Annotated in this window: 14 protein-coding genes; 1 reads left to right on the top strand and 13 read right to left on the bottom strand. The window is 39.6% G+C overall.

Translation table 11 applies throughout. The annotated features are described in order from the left end of the window. Nucleotides 1–14: 14 nt before the first annotated feature. The 13 genes from ACMYSP_RS21025 to galF form a co-directional block, all read right to left on the bottom strand. A complete protein-coding gene (locus ACMYSP_RS21025) occupies nucleotides 15–1076 on the bottom strand; it encodes a glycosyltransferase (protein ID WP_434583979.1) in 1062 nt (353 codons plus the stop codon). Between the two features lie 18 nt (nucleotides 1077–1094). Next, nucleotides 1095–2534 carry a lipopolysaccharide biosynthesis protein gene (locus ACMYSP_RS21020; protein WP_434583978.1) on the bottom strand — a complete coding sequence of 480 codons (1440 nt, stop codon included), beginning with the start codon at nucleotides 2532–2534 and terminating at the stop codon, nucleotides 1095–1097. 9 nt (nucleotides 2535–2543) lie between these two features. After that, nucleotides 2544–3719, bottom strand: a complete 1176-nt coding sequence (locus ACMYSP_RS21015) for a glycosyltransferase family 4 protein (protein ID WP_434583977.1) — start codon at nucleotides 3717–3719, stop codon at nucleotides 2544–2546. Beyond that, a complete protein-coding gene (locus ACMYSP_RS21010; protein ID WP_434583976.1) occupies nucleotides 3713–4804 on the bottom strand; it encodes a polysaccharide pyruvyl transferase family protein in 1092 nt (363 codons plus the stop codon). The genes ACMYSP_RS21015 and ACMYSP_RS21010 overlap by 7 nt, the downstream gene beginning before the upstream one ends. A 7-nt stretch (nucleotides 4805–4811) precedes the next feature. Next, nucleotides 4812–6047: a glycosyltransferase gene (locus ACMYSP_RS21005; protein ID WP_434583975.1), complete on the bottom strand. Its 1236-nt coding sequence runs from the start codon at nucleotides 6045–6047 to the stop codon at nucleotides 4812–4814. Continuing rightward, a complete protein-coding gene (locus ACMYSP_RS21000; protein ID WP_434583974.1) occupies nucleotides 6044–7117 on the bottom strand; it encodes a glycosyltransferase in 1074 nt (357 codons plus the stop codon). Before ACMYSP_RS21000 ends, ACMYSP_RS21005 begins: the two co-directional genes overlap by 4 nt. Then, nucleotides 7111–8271, bottom strand: a complete 1161-nt coding sequence (locus ACMYSP_RS20995) for a hypothetical protein (RefSeq protein ID WP_434583972.1) — start codon at nucleotides 8269–8271, stop codon at nucleotides 7111–7113. The genes ACMYSP_RS21000 and ACMYSP_RS20995 overlap by 7 nt, the downstream gene beginning before the upstream one ends. A 253-nt stretch (nucleotides 8272–8524) precedes the next feature. Further along, nucleotides 8525–10684, bottom strand: coding sequence for a polysaccharide biosynthesis tyrosine autokinase (locus ACMYSP_RS20990; protein ID WP_434583971.1), 2160 nt, complete (start codon nucleotides 10682–10684; stop codon nucleotides 8525–8527). Nucleotides 10685–10700: 16 nt separating this feature from the next. Further along, the gene (locus ACMYSP_RS20985) at nucleotides 10701–11135 is read right to left on the bottom strand and encodes a protein tyrosine phosphatase (RefSeq protein ID WP_434583970.1); all 435 of its coding nucleotides are present in this window, start codon (nucleotides 11133–11135) and stop codon (nucleotides 10701–10703) included. Between the two features lies 1 nt (nucleotide 11136). After that, entirely contained in the window at nucleotides 11137–12273 is a 1137-nt protein-coding gene (locus ACMYSP_RS20980; protein ID WP_434583969.1) for a polysaccharide export protein, read from the bottom strand. 119 nt (nucleotides 12274–12392) lie between these two features. After that, the gene (locus ACMYSP_RS20975; protein WP_434583967.1) at nucleotides 12393–13826 is read right to left on the bottom strand and encodes a capsule assembly Wzi family protein; all 1434 of its coding nucleotides are present in this window, start codon (nucleotides 13824–13826) and stop codon (nucleotides 12393–12395) included. A gap of 945 nt (nucleotides 13827–14771) precedes the next feature. Next, nucleotides 14772–15401 carry a phosphatase PAP2 family protein gene (locus tag ACMYSP_RS20970; protein WP_434583966.1) on the bottom strand — a complete coding sequence of 210 codons (630 nt, stop codon included), beginning with the start codon at nucleotides 15399–15401 and terminating at the stop codon, nucleotides 14772–14774. Nucleotides 15402–15863: 462 nt separating this feature from the next. Further along, the gene (gene galF, locus ACMYSP_RS20965) at nucleotides 15864–16754 is read right to left on the bottom strand and encodes a UTP--glucose-1-phosphate uridylyltransferase GalF (RefSeq protein WP_434583964.1); all 891 of its coding nucleotides are present in this window, start codon (nucleotides 16752–16754) and stop codon (nucleotides 15864–15866) included. 884 nt (nucleotides 16755–17638) lie between these two features. Between galF and ACMYSP_RS20960 the strand changes: the two genes are divergently transcribed. Further along, complete coding sequence (locus ACMYSP_RS20960) at nucleotides 17639–19225, top strand: TerC family protein (protein WP_434587216.1); 1587 nt, start codon at nucleotides 17639–17641, stop codon at nucleotides 19223–19225. Nucleotides 19226–19308: the final 83 nt, after the last annotated feature.

Genomic DNA, 19308 nt, shown 5'->3' with positions numbered 1-19308 from the left:
GACAATATAAAAAATTACATCAAAGCATTTTGATACTTTGAATAAATATCATCAATGACAGATTCATCGAATTTGATGGAGTTTAAATCAAGAACTTTCTTTAAGCTTATCCCCAATTCATTAGGCAAGTCACAGATTACACCATTATCGGAAGTAATAATTTCGCGAATTCCGCCTGGATAATCATTTGCGACGATAGGTAAACCACAAGCTATAGCCTCTATAACAACATTAGGATAACCTTCCCATCTCGAGCTAGAAATAAAAATGTCAGATTTTTTCATCACTGCATAAGGATTGTTGGTATTTGTTATGAAAGTAACTTTTCCCTCTAACCTTAAGCTCACACAAAGAGATACTAAAGACTCTCGGTCGTCACCATCACCTATGATTGTAAGATGATAGTTTTCATTATCAATCTCAGAAAATGCCTTTAAAAGTAAATCATATCCTTTTTGGTAAGTAAGTCGACCAATTGTTAATAAGTTAATCTTGGTTGAATCCATCGAAATCTCGGATTGCATCTTAGACAACTTTCTAATGTAGGACAGATCCAATGGGTTGTTTATTTTTATTACTTTTAGCTCTGGGAGTTTTAAATTATTCACCATATCATTGTACATTTCATTACTCTGAACGATGATGACATCATAATTTTTATAAAATCTCTTATATAAAAAATTAACCACTCTATTTTTTTCATAGAGACTAGGTAAGTTAGATTCCCTGGCTATTTTTTTAATATTACGCCCTATTAGTGGCAAAAAAGGGCTAAACACTGCATTTGACGTCCCATCGCTAATGAACATTGTATCAATATTATTTTTTTTACAAAACCGTCTTATCCCAATAATATATAAAGGTAGAGCCTCTCGTATTCTCCCACGTATATTTAAATAATCAACAACCACGTCCTTTGATAAATCTTTGATTAAAGAGTTTCTTTTGTCATCTTGTCGATAGAGTAGTAAGAACGGTTTGAAAACATTTCTATCCAAATTATTTATAATGTTGAAGATGACTTTTTCTGCGCCTGTATTCCCTAAAAAGGGCATGATAAACACAACGTTTTTCATAGAGGACTCTCATTTAACTCATTTTTTTAAAATCTTATTAAGGACAAATTTATTTATCATTATGCACGATTCAACTTTCAATAAAACGCACGCAATATAATATACAAAAGCACCAACTACAATTCGAGTTAATAGTTCAAATAGAGGTGATGTTAAATTAATAAAATAAATACTTACAGCCATAATTGCAGTCGCCACTATCACTTTGGATATAATACGCAACTGTATAAAAGCACCGAGTCCGAACCATTTCCCCGGGTAGTATGCATTAATAAAAAAGCATATAAAAGAAACAATGGCATTCCCAATAACAACGGTGTGAAGACCATATGGAACAGTGATAAACAATGCTCCAATGGTAATAGGTAATTTAAGCATATCAATGCGTAAATAAGCATCTGATCGACCGATAGCATTTATAAGACTGCTATTTAGTGCACTCAGCGGTATTATCAAACGAGACAGTGCTATCCACTGCATAACCACTATAGCCCCACTCCACTTTTCCGAGAGGAAAAAGTGCACAAAAGGTTCAGCAATTAGCATAAGACCGACCATCACTGGAATTATAATAAACGACACACCTTCCAACCCCTTTCTGTAGAAAGACGTTAGTGCCTTTTTATTATCCTGCATTTCTGACATTACTGGAAAAAAAACATTTTGCAGTATAGTAAAAAGATTCATTGATATTAAATCAGGGATGTTTCGCCCCTGAGTATAAAAGCCGACATCACGTATAGAGAGTAGTCGACCGATCATTATCGCATATCCATTATCAACTAAACTTCGAATGACGCCTGATATTAATAATTTATATCCGAAATGAAATAATTGTTTTAATGATACAATGGAAAAATGTAATCTGGGAAGCCACCTGATAAGTGAAAATGATAAAATAGTAATTAACAAATTGTTTAGCAACTGTTGCCAAACTAATGCATAAATACCAAAACCACGATATGCCAAAATAGCAGCAATTACTCCACTTATTAATGCACTAATGAAATTAATTTTAGTCCTTAATTTAAAATTCAAATTGACCGATAAAATCGTCATTTGGACTAAAAAAAATGGTTTAATAAGCACAACAAGTGAAACCACCCTTAATATACCGACCAGTACATCTTCTTTATAAAAGGCAGCTATATATGGCGCAAGAAAATATAATGAAACATAAATTATAAAGCCTATAACAATATTAAAATAGAACACTGTGGAGTAATCAATTTCTGTTCTATCTTTTTTTTGTATCAATGCCTGTGAAAAACCACTATTTATTAAGAGATCGGAAAAAATAATAAACACTAATACTAAACCCATCACACCATACTCTGCTGGTGATATTAATCTAGCAAGTATAATACTAATTATAAATTGAAACCCTTGAACAGAGAACCGTTCTCCAGCGCTCCACGCTATGGCCATAATCGTTTTTCTAGAGTTTGATTCCGACATTGTATACTCTTAGCGATTATTAATGAATGAATAATATATAAACTCAACAACATCGTTCAGTTTTTTATCTTGCAAGCACTTAATTGAATGTGCATGCTCTCTCCCTAAAACTGACAATTTATTATAAAGCCCTTCTTCTTTATAGATTCTGTTTATCCTATTTTCTATCTCCAGAATATTTCTAGGATCGAAGTATAAAACATTATTTTCACAGACTTCAGGAATACTTGATACCGAAGATGCTAAAACTGGTGTGCCATAATGCATCGCTTGTAATGGCGGATAACCGTAGCCTTCATTTAATGATGGATAAATAAAGCAATATGCACTTGAGTACAACCAATCAAGCGAGGCTTTTTCGATATAGCCTAAGAATATAAATTTATCCTGATTTTTTAAATCAATTGTGACAGAACTCATTCCTGTTACTACAGTTTTAATTTGGCAATTGTCATTCTTAAGATAGAACTCATCTAACGCTTTTATCGCTCTTATATTATTTTTCAACCACCGATTTCCACTTACAAGAAGAAAAAAACCATCATCAGCTAGATTTAATTTCTGAAGCTCTTCTGTTTTTAAGACATTGTCCGGGCCAAAGGGACATGGCGCGGGACTGACAAATACATCTTTATCTTTAATATATGGAAAAACAGAACACAGTGAATATTTGGTATGTTCAGAAACAGTAATAATGCGTACATTTTCTTTGTTTAATAACTCATCAAACTTTTTCTTATATTTTTTTCTATTCCTACTTGGAAAGAAAACATTCTTAATGAATACTTTTAATTTGGTTTGTAACGAACTGACATAAGACAACTCAATTATGTCGGATGGACATTCTATCTCTCTAAGCCCATGTATTGTCATTAGAAATATAGTGTTTTTAGTGTCTATCCCTGATTGTTCATAAGGTAGTGCAGAATAATAGTAGGTCGGTTGTGTAGTATTAACAAACTCAACGATACCTCCAGTGCCATACCTACCTACAAGTTTAATATTATTTTCAACACATAACATTTTAATTTCATTATCTAATTCATACTTCTCATTATAGACAGCAGTAAAGTTTGTAAAACCTTTTGTTATAAACTTTAAGAAAATTGCTTTTGCATATTCACTTCCTCCATGAAACTTTGAGGTCTCTGTAGGTTGTGTCGCACTAAGATCGAAGATTAACATTTGAAATCCTTATTAATTCCCTTAAACACATTATCTATTTCATTTTTTATTTCTTCAGGACTTCGACCAGAATACTCTTCAATATAATAATCGATCTTTTTATTCAATCTTATTGGTTGAATTTCGCAGCCATTTATATGCCCTAAAATCAATGAATGCATCCGACCAGAGTATATGCGTTTTGCGCCAGAAAGAGCATTCAGATATTCTTGAAGTGGAGTCAATTTTTCTATTATTGAAACTGAATCATGCAAGGCCTTTATTTCAGCAGTATTAAAAATATATTCGTTTAACGCCGCGTCATCGACAGTAGTCGAAACCAAGACAACTTTCTCTCCAGAGAGCACTTCTTTTTTTATTATTTCTATCCACATCTGAATATATTCAGTCAGTGATTTACACGAATCTTTGTTTATCTCTTTAATATTTTTTGTGTACACGTAATATGAAGTAGCGCCAACAATGACATATTTATCATTCATATTATTCGTTGGGCTAATTTTCGAGTATAAACTATAAGCCAAATCAGGAATATATGATGCATCTACGGAAAAAAAACTTTTTACTTTTTGGATCGATTTTTTTTCGCGCAAATATAGGGCGTTACTTCTGTTAATTGCTGTTCGAATCAATTGCTTGTCTATTTTTCCGAATTTCTCGGCGCAACCAACACCTAGAATATAAACAGGCACACCTGCTCGTTTGATTTCAGTAACCCACTTAAATAAAGCTATCGGAAACGAGCCCCCTGATTGTAACAACTGTCCGCCACCTATAATCACGAATCTATAGATTGAGAAATCTATAGCTGCCATTCGTTTGTTGTTTTTGATTATCCATCGCGGGTACTTAACAATAATATTAGATGTTATATATTTATATTTGATCTTCCGCAGCTTGTCTTTAATACCTTCATTCACATCTATTTTAGTGGGGTTTACTATTTTTAGCTCGGCGTCAAAGCCAATACATACTGGCTCCAATCCATTCGCCGTTAGTAAGCTCTTAATTCCTTCATTAATAGCATGGTCACCTATATTATCAGAACAACATTCATTAATGACTAATACTTTACCTGAATACATAAGTCACCTAATTATTAATCCCAATATGCTCAAAAATATTTTTGATGTTTTGTTTAACAACTTTTTTTGAAAAGTTATCCCGTACATACTCTGAACCTTTACTTGCTATCGCTAGATGCTTAGCATAATCATCGTGTACGGAAATTATACTTAACGCAAATTCATCCAAAGTATTACAACTGAGGAAATTAATATTATGCTGAATTCCAATCCCTTCAGCACCAATATTATTTGTTATAACTAAAGCCCCATAGCTCATTGCTTCAATTACTTTCACCTTAATACCTGAGCCGAATGGAATAGGTGCAATAAGGCAGTTGTGTTTTTTAAAAATATCAGATATGTCACTTATGATTCCATTTAAGATTATATTATCTAATCCGGTGCACATTTCCTGCGCCCGATTATCGTATTCGCCATAAATGGAGATTGTAATATTTTTACCTTTTATATCACTACGTCGGAATATATCAGCAATTACTTGCAGAGTTGCTAAGTTATGGTTTGCCTTCATATTTCCCACAATAAAGAAACTAGCTTGATTCACGTTATCTATTCTACTGATATTTGATTTATCAAGACTTATCGCAGGGGGGTTAAAATATACATCCGATCTACCACTTTCGGTACTAAATTTCTCAGCTTCAACTGGAGAAGTAAATGTTATTGCATTATATTTCTCTGACAACTCTAATTCTCGAACTGAAATTAATTCGGATTCTTTTTTCAACACTATCTTTCTGAATGGTTTAATTAACTTACTTATAAATGGCGGAAACTTTTCTGTATAAGTACCGAGCAGGTCTATGTTATTGTTGAAATCAGCTAACATACGCTCATACCGCATACTCAAAAGGTCATCATATTCTAATATTTTTTTTACATCTATATCTTCTACTAGATATGACATTCTCACCATATCAACAACAACTACTTCGTAAGAATTTTCTTGTAAGAGTTGGCTAATAAATTCTTTTGCTTTATCTGAATAAAAAAGGCGTTCCTGAAACGAAAATTTTTTTCCTGAATAAAAACTCTTAACAATACCCCCCAATCCTGGTCTAGGGAACTGAAAAATATTTCTTACTTTATTAATTTTTGGTATGCTTTTATTCTCAAAAAAAAACATATCCACTTCAAAACCTAAGTTATTAAAAAATTCGACATTTTGATTTATCATGTACTCGCGTCCTGCAAATGATACAGGAGCACGTGATGCAATATATAATATTTTTTTTCTCATAGTATTTTCATAAAAGTTTTTGCTACATTAAAAGGAGAAAATCGAGATGCGTTTTTTTTCCCTTGTTCAATTATCTTATCGTAATCGATTTTATTTTTAGATAATGCTAGCTTAATAGCTTTAGCCCATTCATCTGGTTGCATATAATTCGTAACGACCAATGAAGTCGAAGCCATTATCTCATTATGGGCTGGAATTGAAGATGACAAGACTAGACATTCTGCATTCTGTGCCTCGACTAGAGTTCTTCCAAATCCTTCATATGTAGCTGGTGCTAAATATAAATCACAGCACTGGTATAATTTGCCAATAAGATTAGAAGATATCTTTTCAAGTAGCAGATAGTCTATATCATATTCTTTCATACTCATGTCAAACTCTTGCTTGATTTTTTCATCGATTGCAAAACCAGCTTTGACAAAATATACTTTTTCATCCTGAAGGAGGCGTAATGCTTCACCCAATACAGAGATATTTTTCCTTTTTTCAAAACTCCCAATATTCAAAGCAATCTTGTAGCCCTGTTTTTTCTTTTCCAGGAGATCGTTAATAACTTTAATATCTGTTGCATCGGTTAAGTTTATATCTACGTCATATGAAACAGCATTAGGTACAACATAGATGCGTTCTTGAGGAATCGACATGCACTTTGATAACAAATCTTTGGTAAATAATGTAGGAGTAGCGTAAATTACATTTTTCATTTTTTTAAGGATGAAAAACAAAATCTTTAAGTACACTCCTTTTACCGAGTTATCATTGACCTCTGGCACATGATGTATTATTACAATTGTTTTTTTCTTGCTAAATATCCTGAAGAAAGATATATGACTAAATGCTTCCTGATAGATAACCACATCTTCTTTATTCTTTTTAAACATGAACCAAACTGGTAGATATATAAATTGCCACATATATCTACGAAGTGAATTCGGTTTGCCTTTATCATCCAGATAGACCAGTTCAATTTCCAAATGACATAATTTCTTTAATGCTGAGACTAATTCAAAACTATACTTAGCAACACCAGTATCAAACCTCCCCGAAGGTCCAACAATCCACGCTAACATATATTGCGTTCCTCTTCGTCTTCTTCGCCTTCAGTAAAACCCCACTCACCTGAGTGAGAATAAAATAATGGGAATGCGATAAGTAAATAAAAAAATAAATTTAATGGAAAGTCCATTAAAATATTATTTGTGAAAAACTCGATGCCCAAATGATACAACAGAAGCATTAATGCCAGGTTAGCTCCTAGAGGTGTTTTTTTTACTGACAAGTAGCACATTAATAAAAACAATACAGTCAGATAGAAAATAACACCAAGCAATCCATAATTGCTGAAAACATTTATATATGTACTATCCAAAGCCTTACTATTTGATTTAAAGCCCTGAGGCCCCTCGGTACCGTTCACGCCAATACCTGCACCTGTCAGTATGTTTCCCCTTTCAACACTTTCAAATATGTCATTATGCTGCTTCACTCGAATGTAAATTGAACTATATGCAGCATCATGGAAGGAAGTGTTTTTTAGTTGATTATAGATGGAGTAATCATTAAAACAAAATGCTGTCATAAAAAAAACCGCAAGGGTATAAACTATTATTATACTGTTTTTTACAGCCTTACCCCCTCTTGAAAATAAAACCACTATCATTTTTAATATCAAATACAGCATAATTCCAATAATGGCGGTTTTATAAGTGGTCGCAATTGCAGCCCCAAGAAAAACAATAGATAATACGATTCTTGTTCTTAATTTTATTTGTTTGAGCTCATTGACTATAATAAAGCAAAGTGCCATTAAAGTACCCGATGCAATAAAACTTGTAAATGTTCCCATAGCACGCAGGGAATCATTGACGTTATCAAGCCTTAAGCCACTATCCCTTGATGAGTTATTAAAATCATCTATTTGCAAAAAAATCATAAACCATTCAGTAAATATTTTTTGAACAATAATTAGGATTACATTTATACAGCCTACCGCGAGTATTATCTTTAATATCTTGTAATATATTTCTTCTGCTTCTGAGTTAGTTCTTATTATTGCAATGACTCCAAGAACGAATAAAAATGGAATCAGATCGCTCTTCATTTGATAAAAAACTAAGACAAGTGGGTCATTTATAGATGTCACCACATAAAAAAGGATTATAAATGCGGGACAAAAGACTACTATAAAAATCTTCTTATAGCTTATCCTATTTGAAGTCATCATATAAAATACACTAGCCATATAGTATAAAATTACTATGATTTCTTTCCATAACTTTATAATTGCATTATCTAGACGAGCTGAAATTAGACTAAACACGCTTGTAAAACAAAATATAAAGATACAGATATACGTGACTTTTGTCAGGCTCTGTCTTATGTTTACTCTCATTGAATACTCTTCTTTATTCTAATTGTTTTACATTTAGATAACTTATAAAAGGCTGACAATTATTTGCCAGCCTTTTATTCATTACTTAAGAGTTCTTATCTTTGTAGGAATAACCATAGTAGTTGTACCCATAGCCATAATGACTACTTGCACGTTTTTCTATTGCATTAAGAACGCAACCCTTAATTTCAACACCATTTTGCTCGAATCTTTTCTTACTCACATCGATTTCTTTAATCGTGTTTTGCTCAAACTTAACAACTAAAAACGACGTTCCAACATATTGGCCGACAATTGCCGCATCAGTAACTGCAAGTATAGGTGGAGTATCGACAATGATAAGATCATATTGCTTTTCAACTCTTGCCAGCAATTCACTACATCTTGGATGCATCAATAACTCAGCTGGATTAGGAGGAATTTTCCCTCTAGAAATAAAATCAAAACCAGCATATTCTACTTTCTTGATACCTTCTTCTATAGTGATTTTTCCTGACAGAATATCTGAAAGTCCGTTATCCTCTTTTGTGCCAAGAATATGATGGATGTAACCTTTCCTCATGTCAGCATCTATGAATAATACTTTCAAACCTGCCTGGGCAATAACCGCTGCCAAGTTACTACTTACAAACGTTTTGCCTGCATTTGGGCTAGCGCCAGAAATCATCAAAATGTTATTTCTCGCCTCCATCATCGCAAAATGAAGGGTTGTGCGTAGACTTCTAATAGCTTCAACTGCTAAGTCAGTTGGGTTATCAACTACCAATAAGCCACTACCAATGCTGGATTTATTCGCGGCCGATGTATTCTTTTTGCCTATAAGCCAAGTAGATAAAGGAATATTTGCATAGACATTCAGGCCAATGCTTTCCAACTGCTCTGGACTTTCGACGCCTTTCTTTAATATAAGCCTCAGTAAAACAGCGCCCACCGAAATAATCAACCCCATTATAATTCCTAATAATAGGATTATGATTTTCTTAGGCTTAATCGGTTTTGGCTCTGTAATTGCCTGGTCTATGATACGCACATTCCCTATTACGCTGGATTTAGCAATACCTAACTCTTGCTCTCTGTTTAGCAATTGCATATAAACAGCTCGACCAGACTCAACATCGCGGCTAAGTCTAAGTACCTCTTGCTGAGTTTCAGGCATTCCATTAACTTTTTTACTTAGTTTCTCTTTCTCATCACTTAATGTCTTTTGTTTCTCTAAAAGAGCTTTATAGGTTGGATGCCCTTTTGTATATAATTGAGATATTTCTGCTTCTCTAAAGGTTAACGCGTTTAACTGATTGTCAACATTTACAATCTGATCTAACACCGATTTAGCTTCCATTGAAAGATCAACAGAATCTTTTTGTCTTCGGTAATCATTCAATTTTTGTTCAGCTAGATCTAAGTTGTTTCGTACAACAGGCAATTGCTCTTTTAGAAAATCAAGACTTTTTGAATCCTGAGCGGCCTGTCTTGTAATATTCTGGTCAAGGTAATTGTCACTTATTTTCTTTAAAATTTTAGAAACTTTATCTGGGCTCGTACCTGTATATGTCAAATTCAACATACCAGTGTTTTTACCTTGATCATTCACAGAAAATGACTTCTGTAAATTATCAATTGCTTCTAGTCGTGTAAGGTATTTGATTTCAAATTCGGCGCCCGGTTCTGCATCAATTTTGCTGATTAGCAAACGGATTCCGTTATCATCAAACATTTTACCGATAACACCTTTAGAGCTGAAGTCTGCACCCTCGATTTCAAATGTTGAGTCATTAATAATGGTTACTGTGATTTTCGGATCTTCATCAGTTTCTTTTTTAATATAAAGATCTTGTATTTCTAGTTCACCAAACTTATATCCCGATAACCTAGCCCAACCTCTACCAAAGATCGGGAAGAAGTTCTCAGTAACTTGAGCTTGTAAATTCAAATCATCAACAGTCTTTCCTAATACCATTCTCGACTGTAGTAGCGCAATTTCAGGTGCTGATTGCGGCTGACTATCAGGTAACATTTGGCTTAGGCTGTTTAGAATTGCATTGGTCTGTTTTTGCTCAACTTGAATTAGTGCATCTGCCTGATACACTGGCGTTGCAAAAAGAGCATAAACGATTGCAATTGATGTAAAAAACACGGTTATGCTTACTATCAATTTTTTATGATCTACAAGCTCACCTATAAAGCGCCCCAAATCAAAATCATCTGAGTCCACTTTTTCAATTTTGTTCTTCATTACCGATGGCATTTGATTTTTCCTGATGTTATCTATCTAACTTTTCGGTCCACAAGCGGGATGATTCATTCAAAAGGTCAAATACATAGCGAAAAGCCTCATCACTTTTCCTGTATGGATCAGGAATTTCCTTTTTATCAAACCAGTGACCATATAGCATTGTCTTACCACGCACTTCAGGGGCTATTTGATCAATATGCTCAATGTGCTGTTTTTCCATGACCAAAATCAAATCATATTCACGCGCGAGGTTCGAAGTAAATTGTTGCCCCTTGTGGCCATCAAGACTCAATCCGTTTTCAAACGCAATTTTGGTTGCACTACTATCTGCTTCATGCCCTACAACCGCATATGTACCTGCTGAATCAATCTTCTTTCCAGGCAACGCTTTTCTCAGCAAACGTTCACCTATCGGTGAACGACATATATTTCCGGTGCATACTACTAGTATTGAATTGAACATATTACGGCCACGTTTTAATATAGCGGATGGTTTCAGTCATATCATGAACACCAGTTATAGTAGGCACAAGTTGAGACATGACCCTGTTCCAACGAACTAGAGGTGTAGCAGTCACATAAACTATGTCGTATGGCTGCAGTTGAAACTCTGTACCTAAGACCATTGCTGATGCATCTTGTGCATTGAGTTGGTAAATATTTGCTATTTTACCTTGCTTATCATCTTTTAATTGGCGTATTACAAAAATCCCGGTAGCATCACTCATTACTTGGGAAAGACCATCAGCATTACCCAAAGCCTCAGCAAGAGTCATGCCACTCCGATCCATTTTTAATGTACTTTGCTTGCCAACTTCGCCCATGACAAAGACTTTTAAATCGTCATTACGTGGCACAAATAATATATCACCTGGATATAATAATCGATTCTCAGTTAGGTCACCTTTTTGCATCAACGCTTGAAGTGAAATCTTTGTATCTTTACCATTATGCGTCAAAATCACATTGCGCCAGTCAGCATCAGCAGCTAATCCGCCAGCGGCATTTATTGCATCCATTACTGTTAGTGGGATATTAGTAATTGCTTGTTTACCAGACGTTGTGACTTCTCCAGTAACATAGACCTTTTGCGAACGGAACGCTGCAACACTTACATCTACTTGCGGGCTTTCAATATATGTCGTAAGTCGATTCGATATTTCCTGGCGCACCTGGCTTATTGTTTTACCTGCAACCTGAACCTTTCCAATATATGGATAAAAAATTGTTCCGTCTGAATTTACCCAATTCCCCGTATCACTTGCACTACGATATTGTCCTGCGGGAGTTGTGAGTTCTGGATGATCCCAAACTGTCACCATCAGTACATCACCAACTCCGATACGATATTCATAATTTCTTAGCAATGCATCTAGCTCTGCATTTGGTCGAGCCATTGCTGGACTAACACGAAGTTGACTAACCAAGCCAGGTGTCATTGGATAAACATTTACTAGCTTATCCAGGTCATAATCACTATCAGGCAATTCAACGACATTCTTACGTAAGCTGTTGAGTCCCTGACCTGGTACAATGGTGCAACCGGTTAAAAATCCTACCGTCAGTGCTATTACCGAAAGCTTTACAATTTTTTTATTCATAATGTCACATCATCAGTAAATCAAAATTTGTTAATTCATGAGCCGTTTGTTTTAGCCAGTAAATTTTACTGGCCTTAAAAAAGAGCATCCAGACACTCTTTTTAACTCAAGATTCAAGCCTATATGTTAAAAGGGATTTCAATGCCAGCGCTGGCACCTACATCATCTCTTTCGCTATGCTCTGAATTTGTATACCAAAGTGAACTGTTTAACCGTACTGACTGATAAACATCGCCACTCCATCCCAACTGAATCCCTTTCAGCGTATCCGAATTAGGAAATGCCTGGTTGGTTTTTTGATTATTAGGATTCACCTTCGCATAGACTAGACGAGCACTCCAGCGCTGATCACTTTCAGTAACCAGCTCAACTTTACCGGCGAAAAGCTGTCCATCACCTCCCATCGCATCACCTAGAGGATAGCCTTGTTGATAATATCCATCCTTGTATATATGGTGCCTATAGCTATAACCGACTCGCTTCATGTTAGTTCGGGTATCATGGGCTTCAATATACCAGTTGACCGCATCCTTACCCCAACCATGGTGTCCTTCAATACCGCCAAGGAACATGTTCGCCGATGGCAGATAGCCTGCTTCATCTTCACCAATCATCTGCCCGTACAGGCTGATCGGCCAACCTAAAGTTGGTTCTAACTTATATTTAAAATCGAAACCCGCTAACTGGTTACCAGGTTCATTATCGGTACCGGTATTATCCTGCCCGGTAAAACCGTCCCAGAAACTGCTGAATGACTGCGGGCGTCCCTCCCCTCCCCACTGCATAATGCGTGAAGCCCCAAGCTCCAGAGACTGGAACGGGGAGAAGGTCAAACGACCACCGATTATTTTTGTATGTGGTACCGCGGTATATTGATTCATCTGGCTGGCAGAAATCTGATACTGCCATGGGCCGATCCAACGTAACCACCAGGTTTCGGGCGCCGTCTGTTCGGCACGCTGCATCAGAAACCCGGTCATTGGTCTGGCCGCATCGCCGCGGATCAGGCTACCTTCATAACCCGGCCCCCACCACTGTGGCATCTGGCCAAACGACAGCCACTGGTTCCAGAACTTCACCGCGCCGTAGGCGCCGTTAGCATTGAAACGTGAGCCATTGCTAATACGCATACCGCCTTCCACGTTCCCCTGCAAGTGGACATCCCACCAGTCACCGCTGTTATTAAAGGCCAGAGAAAGTGAGTTATCCGCAGGCTGGCTTTGGGCAAAGCCCTGCGGCGTACCTGGTTGGTCAGTAGAGGTGTAACCGCTGACCCGGAAATCAGCCTTTAATGAGGAAAGTCGTTGATTGATACGCGCTAGTACAACCTGCTCGGAAGAATAAGAAGGTTTAGCTTTTTTTAACGCGCGAGTGATTTCCTCCTGACTTAACGGCCAGGTCGAGAGGCTAAGCTGGATAACGCCCCTGTCCGAAAGCCAGGACAGATCGTTACGAAGTTCATTATCATTCAGTACCAGACCAGAGGCATAAACCTGCGCACTCACCGATGTCAACAGCCCCAAAGCAAGTGCAATACGCGCGATTTTCATCATTGTACAAGATCCGTTTTTAGCCCCTTTTCCACATGCCGGGAGTCAATGGGGAGTATGAGTTTGAGAGCGCACTCGGACGCCAGTCGTAGTATGTGAGTTCGACGGTGATGATGCAATATTCATCATCTGTGAACTTATGAAGTAACTTACCGGTGAAACGATTTAGTCCTGCTCTCCATCGCATCAAAGCCATGTACTACTGCCGATGCCGGTCTCCCAGCACAACCGACAGCATTAAGCACCATCCGCGACTGAACGATAGCCGATTATATACAGGTCTTCAGGAGAATCACCTGCTGGAGCAGGATTTAGGAATTTCTAACAGATGGAGATAAGCCTGTGGCGCTATGTCTTTACAGACGCTACCGCCCTTGGCTTAACAGCTACCAATGCACTGTACTTCACTTTATTCTATTTTTGACTGGCGGCTTACGCGCCTAATTATCAAGCACTATTTATAATTTTTGCGGCATCAAGTTTACGAGATTCTGCTGTAAAATGGGAGTGTAAATGACACTTATTCACGCATAAAAACAATAGAAAGTGACTCATCCGACAAGTGGTTGTCATTCAATAAGATTATTCAATGATATTGAGTTGGAACTGAATGCCATAAGCGCACGAAGCCGGGAAGCATTAGCAACCCCTTGTTTTTAATGACTTTAACGCACTCAGTCAGAACAAAAAATACAATCCCATTTTCATAAGTCAACTACAAAAATTAATACTTATTCCAGGGTTATTGCACTTGACAAATTATATATTTTTTTAAAATGCAAACCCATGCAGCTATTTAGGATTCTTCTCACAAGCATTATCGTCATCACTATTCTCGTTAAAATCATTCAGGATGACATAACAACTATTTATTTCATCAATATGAAGATTTAACGGTGACGCTGAAATCTATTAATCTCACTGATGTCATTCGATGTTAACAAATGCTCAGTATACTCCTTGATGTAGATCTGCTCGGGTAAAGGGCTTTTCCAGCGGTCCAAGCCTGACAGCAATCTCCCCCAGCAAAGACTGAGTCGGTGCCTTGGTTCCAGTATTCAGAAGTACGATAGGGACGATAATCAGGCTCAATACGCTTCCCCACGAAAGCTGAGCATTAACGGCACATGATGTCCGTCGTTGAACCAACAAAAACAGCGCGCTTCCACAGGCCCCCAACAGCAGACCAGCCACCACTTCCGATGTTGAATGTGCGTGGATCGCTAAACGGGAATACCCCACCAGACCGGCCACCACATAACCAGCAGCAATAGCGGCCCGACGAAGCGATGCCGTGCCACGGGCACAAAGTAACCACAGGAAAATAGGCCAGAAAGCGCTGGAAAGTGCGGTATGTCCGCTGAACCCAGTGAAGTCAATCTCGCGAATGCCCATGCCCCACCCCATAAAGGCCAGCTTCGATGCACAAACGATGGCGCCAGTGATGCCGAACAGCATTCCCCACTGCCAGGCTAGCAGCCTTGACGGTCTGCGCAAAAATAAGACAATGAACAATGCTGCCGCGCTAGGTAACAGCACGGTACTATCGCCAAAAAAAGACACCCACTGCCAGTTCATTAATTCTTCATCCTTTGAGATCTCTCCAGTCCGAAACGTCTTTATCCACGACCCCGGTATGGGCATACACATCCGGCAACTTCACATTTTTATGCATGCATTACCGTTGTTTAATGCGTAAGTATGACCTCAGTCAAGTTTTATTTTGTTATGACAACCAACGGTCTTTCTATTTTTGTGAGAAAATTCTCACTAAGTGTTTATTAGTCTTCATGAAACTTGTGCTACTCCGACCATTGCATCCTGGTTGAGCGAATAGCACAACCAGATGTCTCTGAAGTCATTAACTTTGCACGGATGAAACAGCACTAACCATCAATTATAACCACATGTTTTTTAATGATTAATTAAAAACACTTAACACTAAATCTGTCTACAGAAGCATGCCACGCGCTCAATCTGTACGCCTCATACTTCTGTAAACCCTACATTTTCATACTTTCGCAAATCTCATTACGCTATTTACGCTAATAGCTTCTTGATGCTCTCGCGGAATTTATTGCCTTCTTTATGGTTACGCAGTCCGTAATTAACAAATGCCTGCATATAGCCCATTTTTTTGCCGCAATCGTAGCTGTCGCCGGTCATCAGCATGGCATCGACAGCCTGCTTTTTAGCCAGCTCTGCAATCGCATCCGTCAACTGGATACGTCCCCAGGCACCTGGCTGCAACTTCTCCAGCTCTGACCACACATCAGCAGACAGCACATAGCGCCCGACGGCCATCAGATCGGATTCCAGCGTCTGCGGCTCGTCCGGCTTCTCGATAAACTCGACAATACGGCCGATTTGTCCTTCGACATTCAGCGGATCTTTGGTCTGAATAACGGAATATTCTGACAGATCGCCTTCCATTCTCTTCGCCAGCACCTGGCTACGCCCGGTTTCGTTAAAGCGAGCGACCATTGCTGCAAGGTTATAGCGCAGCGGATCGGCGCTGGCATCGTCCAGAACAATATCCGGCAGCACAACAACAAATGGGTTATCACCGACAATCGGGCGTGCACACAGGATTGAGTGCCCCAGCCCAAGCGGTTGCGCCTGGCGTACGTTCATGATGGTGACGCCCGGCGGGCAGATAGCCTGTACTTCAGCCAGCAGCTGACGCTTGACACGCTGCTCGAGCAGCGCTTCCAGCTCGTAGGAAGTATCGAAATGGTTTTCCACAGCGTTTTTGGAAGAATGGGTAACCAGCACAATCTCCTTGATACCTGCCGCCACAATCTCGTCGACGATGTACTGGACCATCGGCTTATCGACGATTGGCAGCATCTCTTTTGGGATCGCTTTGGTGGCCGGCAACATATGCATCCCCAATCCGGCTACTGGAATAACTGCTTTCAAACTTGCCATTCTCTTATCCACCCATTTAGTGATAAATCTTTCGGTATCGGTTAACTTTCAAGCATCACCGATATCAATATGTGATATTACCAGTTTGCGGTTGGCACGACTTCCCGCAAAATTCTGAAACTGCATGTTTAATGAGAGAATACACTCAAAGTATAAGGACCGACAGGCCGCTTTGAGAAAATTCTTATACCTGAAACGCCCTAAGAACGTCGCATCAGTTTTCCTTGTGGTTTAAACGCCAGATATTGCGCAATTCCGTGAAATGTCCGTCGTATTACATCAGAATAACTTATCGAAGCGGTGAGGAAACCTGAGCACATCAGGTATAACACGATGAATAGTTGAAGATAATTCACTACCAACATCTCTTAGCGTTGACGACCGCACCGGCATAGTATCGCCATGGCGTACAACCGGATACAAGCGCCAGTTCCCTCTGTTTCTTTTCTCCCTTTAAACCCTATTTATATCTAAAAAATTAATTCAAATTAACAAAATACTTCAATAACTACCGAATAAGGTAGTTGGAAAGTTTGCACAAAATTCATTTGCAATGCAGGATACCTGTCAGATACAGCCTTTTTTCGCCCTACAGGTCGATAAACTGCATCATGGCATTAGCCGTCATGCATTTCCCCCACGTCTCATAATATGGAAATAAAGACCCGGTCATCCACCCACAATCTTTTTATAATTAAGCTCATGCGCATAAAAAACAAACCATTGGTTTGTTTTTTGCTCGCCAAAATATTCCGGACGCCCCATTACCTCCGCCCTACTCTTCGCCGCCGCGACCTGAACGCGTGGGAATATATTGCAATTTAGCAAGAGCTTATCCATGATCGATAAATGGCACTCTTAAGTTGTATAGGTTTTAACGAATGATCGAATGGATTGCCGACCCCTCTATATGGGCCGGTCTCGTAACGTTAGTGGTTATTGAGCTGGTTCTCGGTATTGATAATCTGGTTTTTATCGCCATCCTCGCCGAAAAGCTCCCTCCGGCACAGCGTGACCGTGCTCGTGTCATCGGCCTGCTGCTGGCGATGGTGATGCGCTTGCTGTTGCTCGCCTCGATATCCTGGCTGGTCACGCTGACAAAACCGCTGTTCACGTACCATGACCTTAGTTTTAGCGCCCGCGACCTGATTATGCTGTTTGGCGGGTTATTCCTGCTGTTTAAAGCCACGGTAGAGCTTAATGAGCGGCTGGAAGGTAAAGACAGCGATAACCCGGTTCAGCGCAAAGGAGCAAGGTTCTGGGGCGTCGTCGCACAAATTGTGGTGCTTGATGCCATCTTCTCCCTCGACTCGGTGATCACCGCCGTCGGCATGGTGGATCACCTGGCGGTGATGATGGCCGCGGTGATTATCGCCATGAGCCTGATGCTGCTTGCCAGCAAGGCATTGACACGCTTTGTTAACAGTCACCCGACCATCGTCATTTTATGTCTTAGCTTCTTGCTGATGATTGGTTTCAGCCTGATCGCTGAAGGATTTGGCTTCCCGATCCCTAAAGGTTATCTGTATGCCGCTATCGGTTTCTCCGTCATTATTGAGTCACTCAACCAGCTGGCACTCTTCAACCGCCGCCGTTTTCTCTCTGCGAACCTGACGCTGCGCCAGCGGACCACCGCAGCGGTCATGACCCTGCTCAGCGGGCACAGAGAAAATGCCGAGCCCGGCAGCGATACTGCTGCGCTGATGGTCAGCGAGGACGATCATCCGCTGTTTAATCCACAGGAGCGTCGGATGATTGAACGGGTGCTGAATCTTAACCAGCGCACCGTCAGCAGTATCATGACCTCACGTCACGATATTGAGCATGTCGACCTGAGCGCCCCGGAAGAGGAAATCCGCGAACTGCTGGAGAAAAATCAGCACACCCGCCTGGTCGTGACCGGTGGGGAGAATGAAGAAGATTTGCTCGGCGTGGTCCACATTGTCGACCTGCTGCAACAGTCCCTGCGCCGGGAACCCCTCGACCTGCGCGTGCTGCTCCGTCAGCCTCTGGTGTTCCCTGAAACGCTCCCGCTTCTGCCCGCGCTGGAGCAGTTTCGTCATGCACGGACTCACTTTGCGTTTGTGGCCGACGAGTTTGGTTCCGTTGAAGGGCTGGTCACATTAAGCGATGTGATGGAAACCATCGCCGGCAATTTGCCTAATGAAGTGGAAGAGATTGATGCACGGCACGACATTGTCAAAAACCCTGATGGCAGCTGGACGGCCAACGGGCATATGCCGCTCGACGATCTCGTGCAGTTTATTCCCCTGCCGCTGGATGATAAACGCGAATACCACACCATTGCGGGCCTGTTGATGGAATATCTGCAGCATGTGCCTGAAGCAGGCGAAGAGGTAAAAATAGGCGAGTATATTGTCCGGACGCTGCAGGTAGAGAGTCATCGGGTCCAGAAGGTGCAGATTATCCCGCCGCCGCCACAAGATGATGAGCCCGATTACGAAGTGTAATCCCAGCCTTTGGCGCCTTGCCCCGGCTTACGCGACCGCTAACCGGGGCTACCGACCTGCATAAATCGTTGCCCGGATAAGGC

Source organism: Klebsiella sp. R390 (assembly GCF_051131745.1).
In the GTDB taxonomy this organism is placed as follows: Bacteria; Pseudomonadota; Gammaproteobacteria; order Enterobacterales; family Enterobacteriaceae; genus Klebsiella.
Note: the sequence above shows the minus strand (reverse complement) of the source record. Positions and strands in the feature narration are given on the sequence as shown.

Excerpts from the sequence above, each read along its gene's own strand:
- galF (WP_434583964.1), bottom strand. The coding sequence starts at position 16,754 with ATGGCAAGTTTGAAAGCAGTTATTCCAGTAGCCGGATTGGGGATGCAT.
- ACMYSP_RS21020 (WP_434583978.1), bottom strand. The coding sequence starts at position 2,534 with ATGTCGGAATCAAACTCTAGAAAAACGATTATGGCCATAGCGTGGAGC.
- ACMYSP_RS21015 (WP_434583977.1), bottom strand. The coding sequence starts at position 3,719 with ATGTTAATCTTCGATCTTAGTGCGACACAACCTACAGAGACCTCAAAG.
- ACMYSP_RS20985 (WP_434583970.1), bottom strand. The coding sequence starts at position 11,135 with ATGTTCAATTCAATACTAGTAGTATGCACCGGAAATATATGTCGTTCA.
- ACMYSP_RS21010 (WP_434583976.1), bottom strand. The coding sequence starts at position 4,804 with ATGTATTCAGGTAAAGTATTAGTCATTAATGAATGTTGTTCTGATAAT.
- ACMYSP_RS20980 (WP_434583969.1), bottom strand. The coding sequence starts at position 12,273 with ATGAATAAAAAAATTGTAAAGCTTTCGGTAATAGCACTGACGGTAGGA.
- ACMYSP_RS20975 (WP_434583967.1), bottom strand. The coding sequence starts at position 13,826 with ATGATGAAAATCGCGCGTATTGCACTTGCTTTGGGGCTGTTGACATCG.
- ACMYSP_RS21005 (WP_434583975.1), bottom strand. The coding sequence starts at position 6,047 with ATGAGAAAAAAAATATTATATATTGCATCACGTGCTCCTGTATCATTT.
- ACMYSP_RS21000 (WP_434583974.1), bottom strand. The coding sequence starts at position 7,117 with ATGTTAGCGTGGATTGTTGGACCTTCGGGGAGGTTTGATACTGGTGTT.
- ACMYSP_RS20970 (WP_434583966.1), bottom strand. The coding sequence starts at position 15,401 with ATGAACTGGCAGTGGGTGTCTTTTTTTGGCGATAGTACCGTGCTGTTA.
- ACMYSP_RS21025 (WP_434583979.1), bottom strand. The coding sequence starts at position 1,076 with ATGAAAAACGTTGTGTTTATCATGCCCTTTTTAGGGAATACAGGCGCA.
- ACMYSP_RS20990 (WP_434583971.1), bottom strand. The coding sequence starts at position 10,684 with ATGCCATCGGTAATGAAGAACAAAATTGAAAAAGTGGACTCAGATGAT.
- ACMYSP_RS20995 (WP_434583972.1), bottom strand. The coding sequence starts at position 8,271 with ATGATGACTTCAAATAGGATAAGCTATAAGAAGATTTTTATAGTAGTC.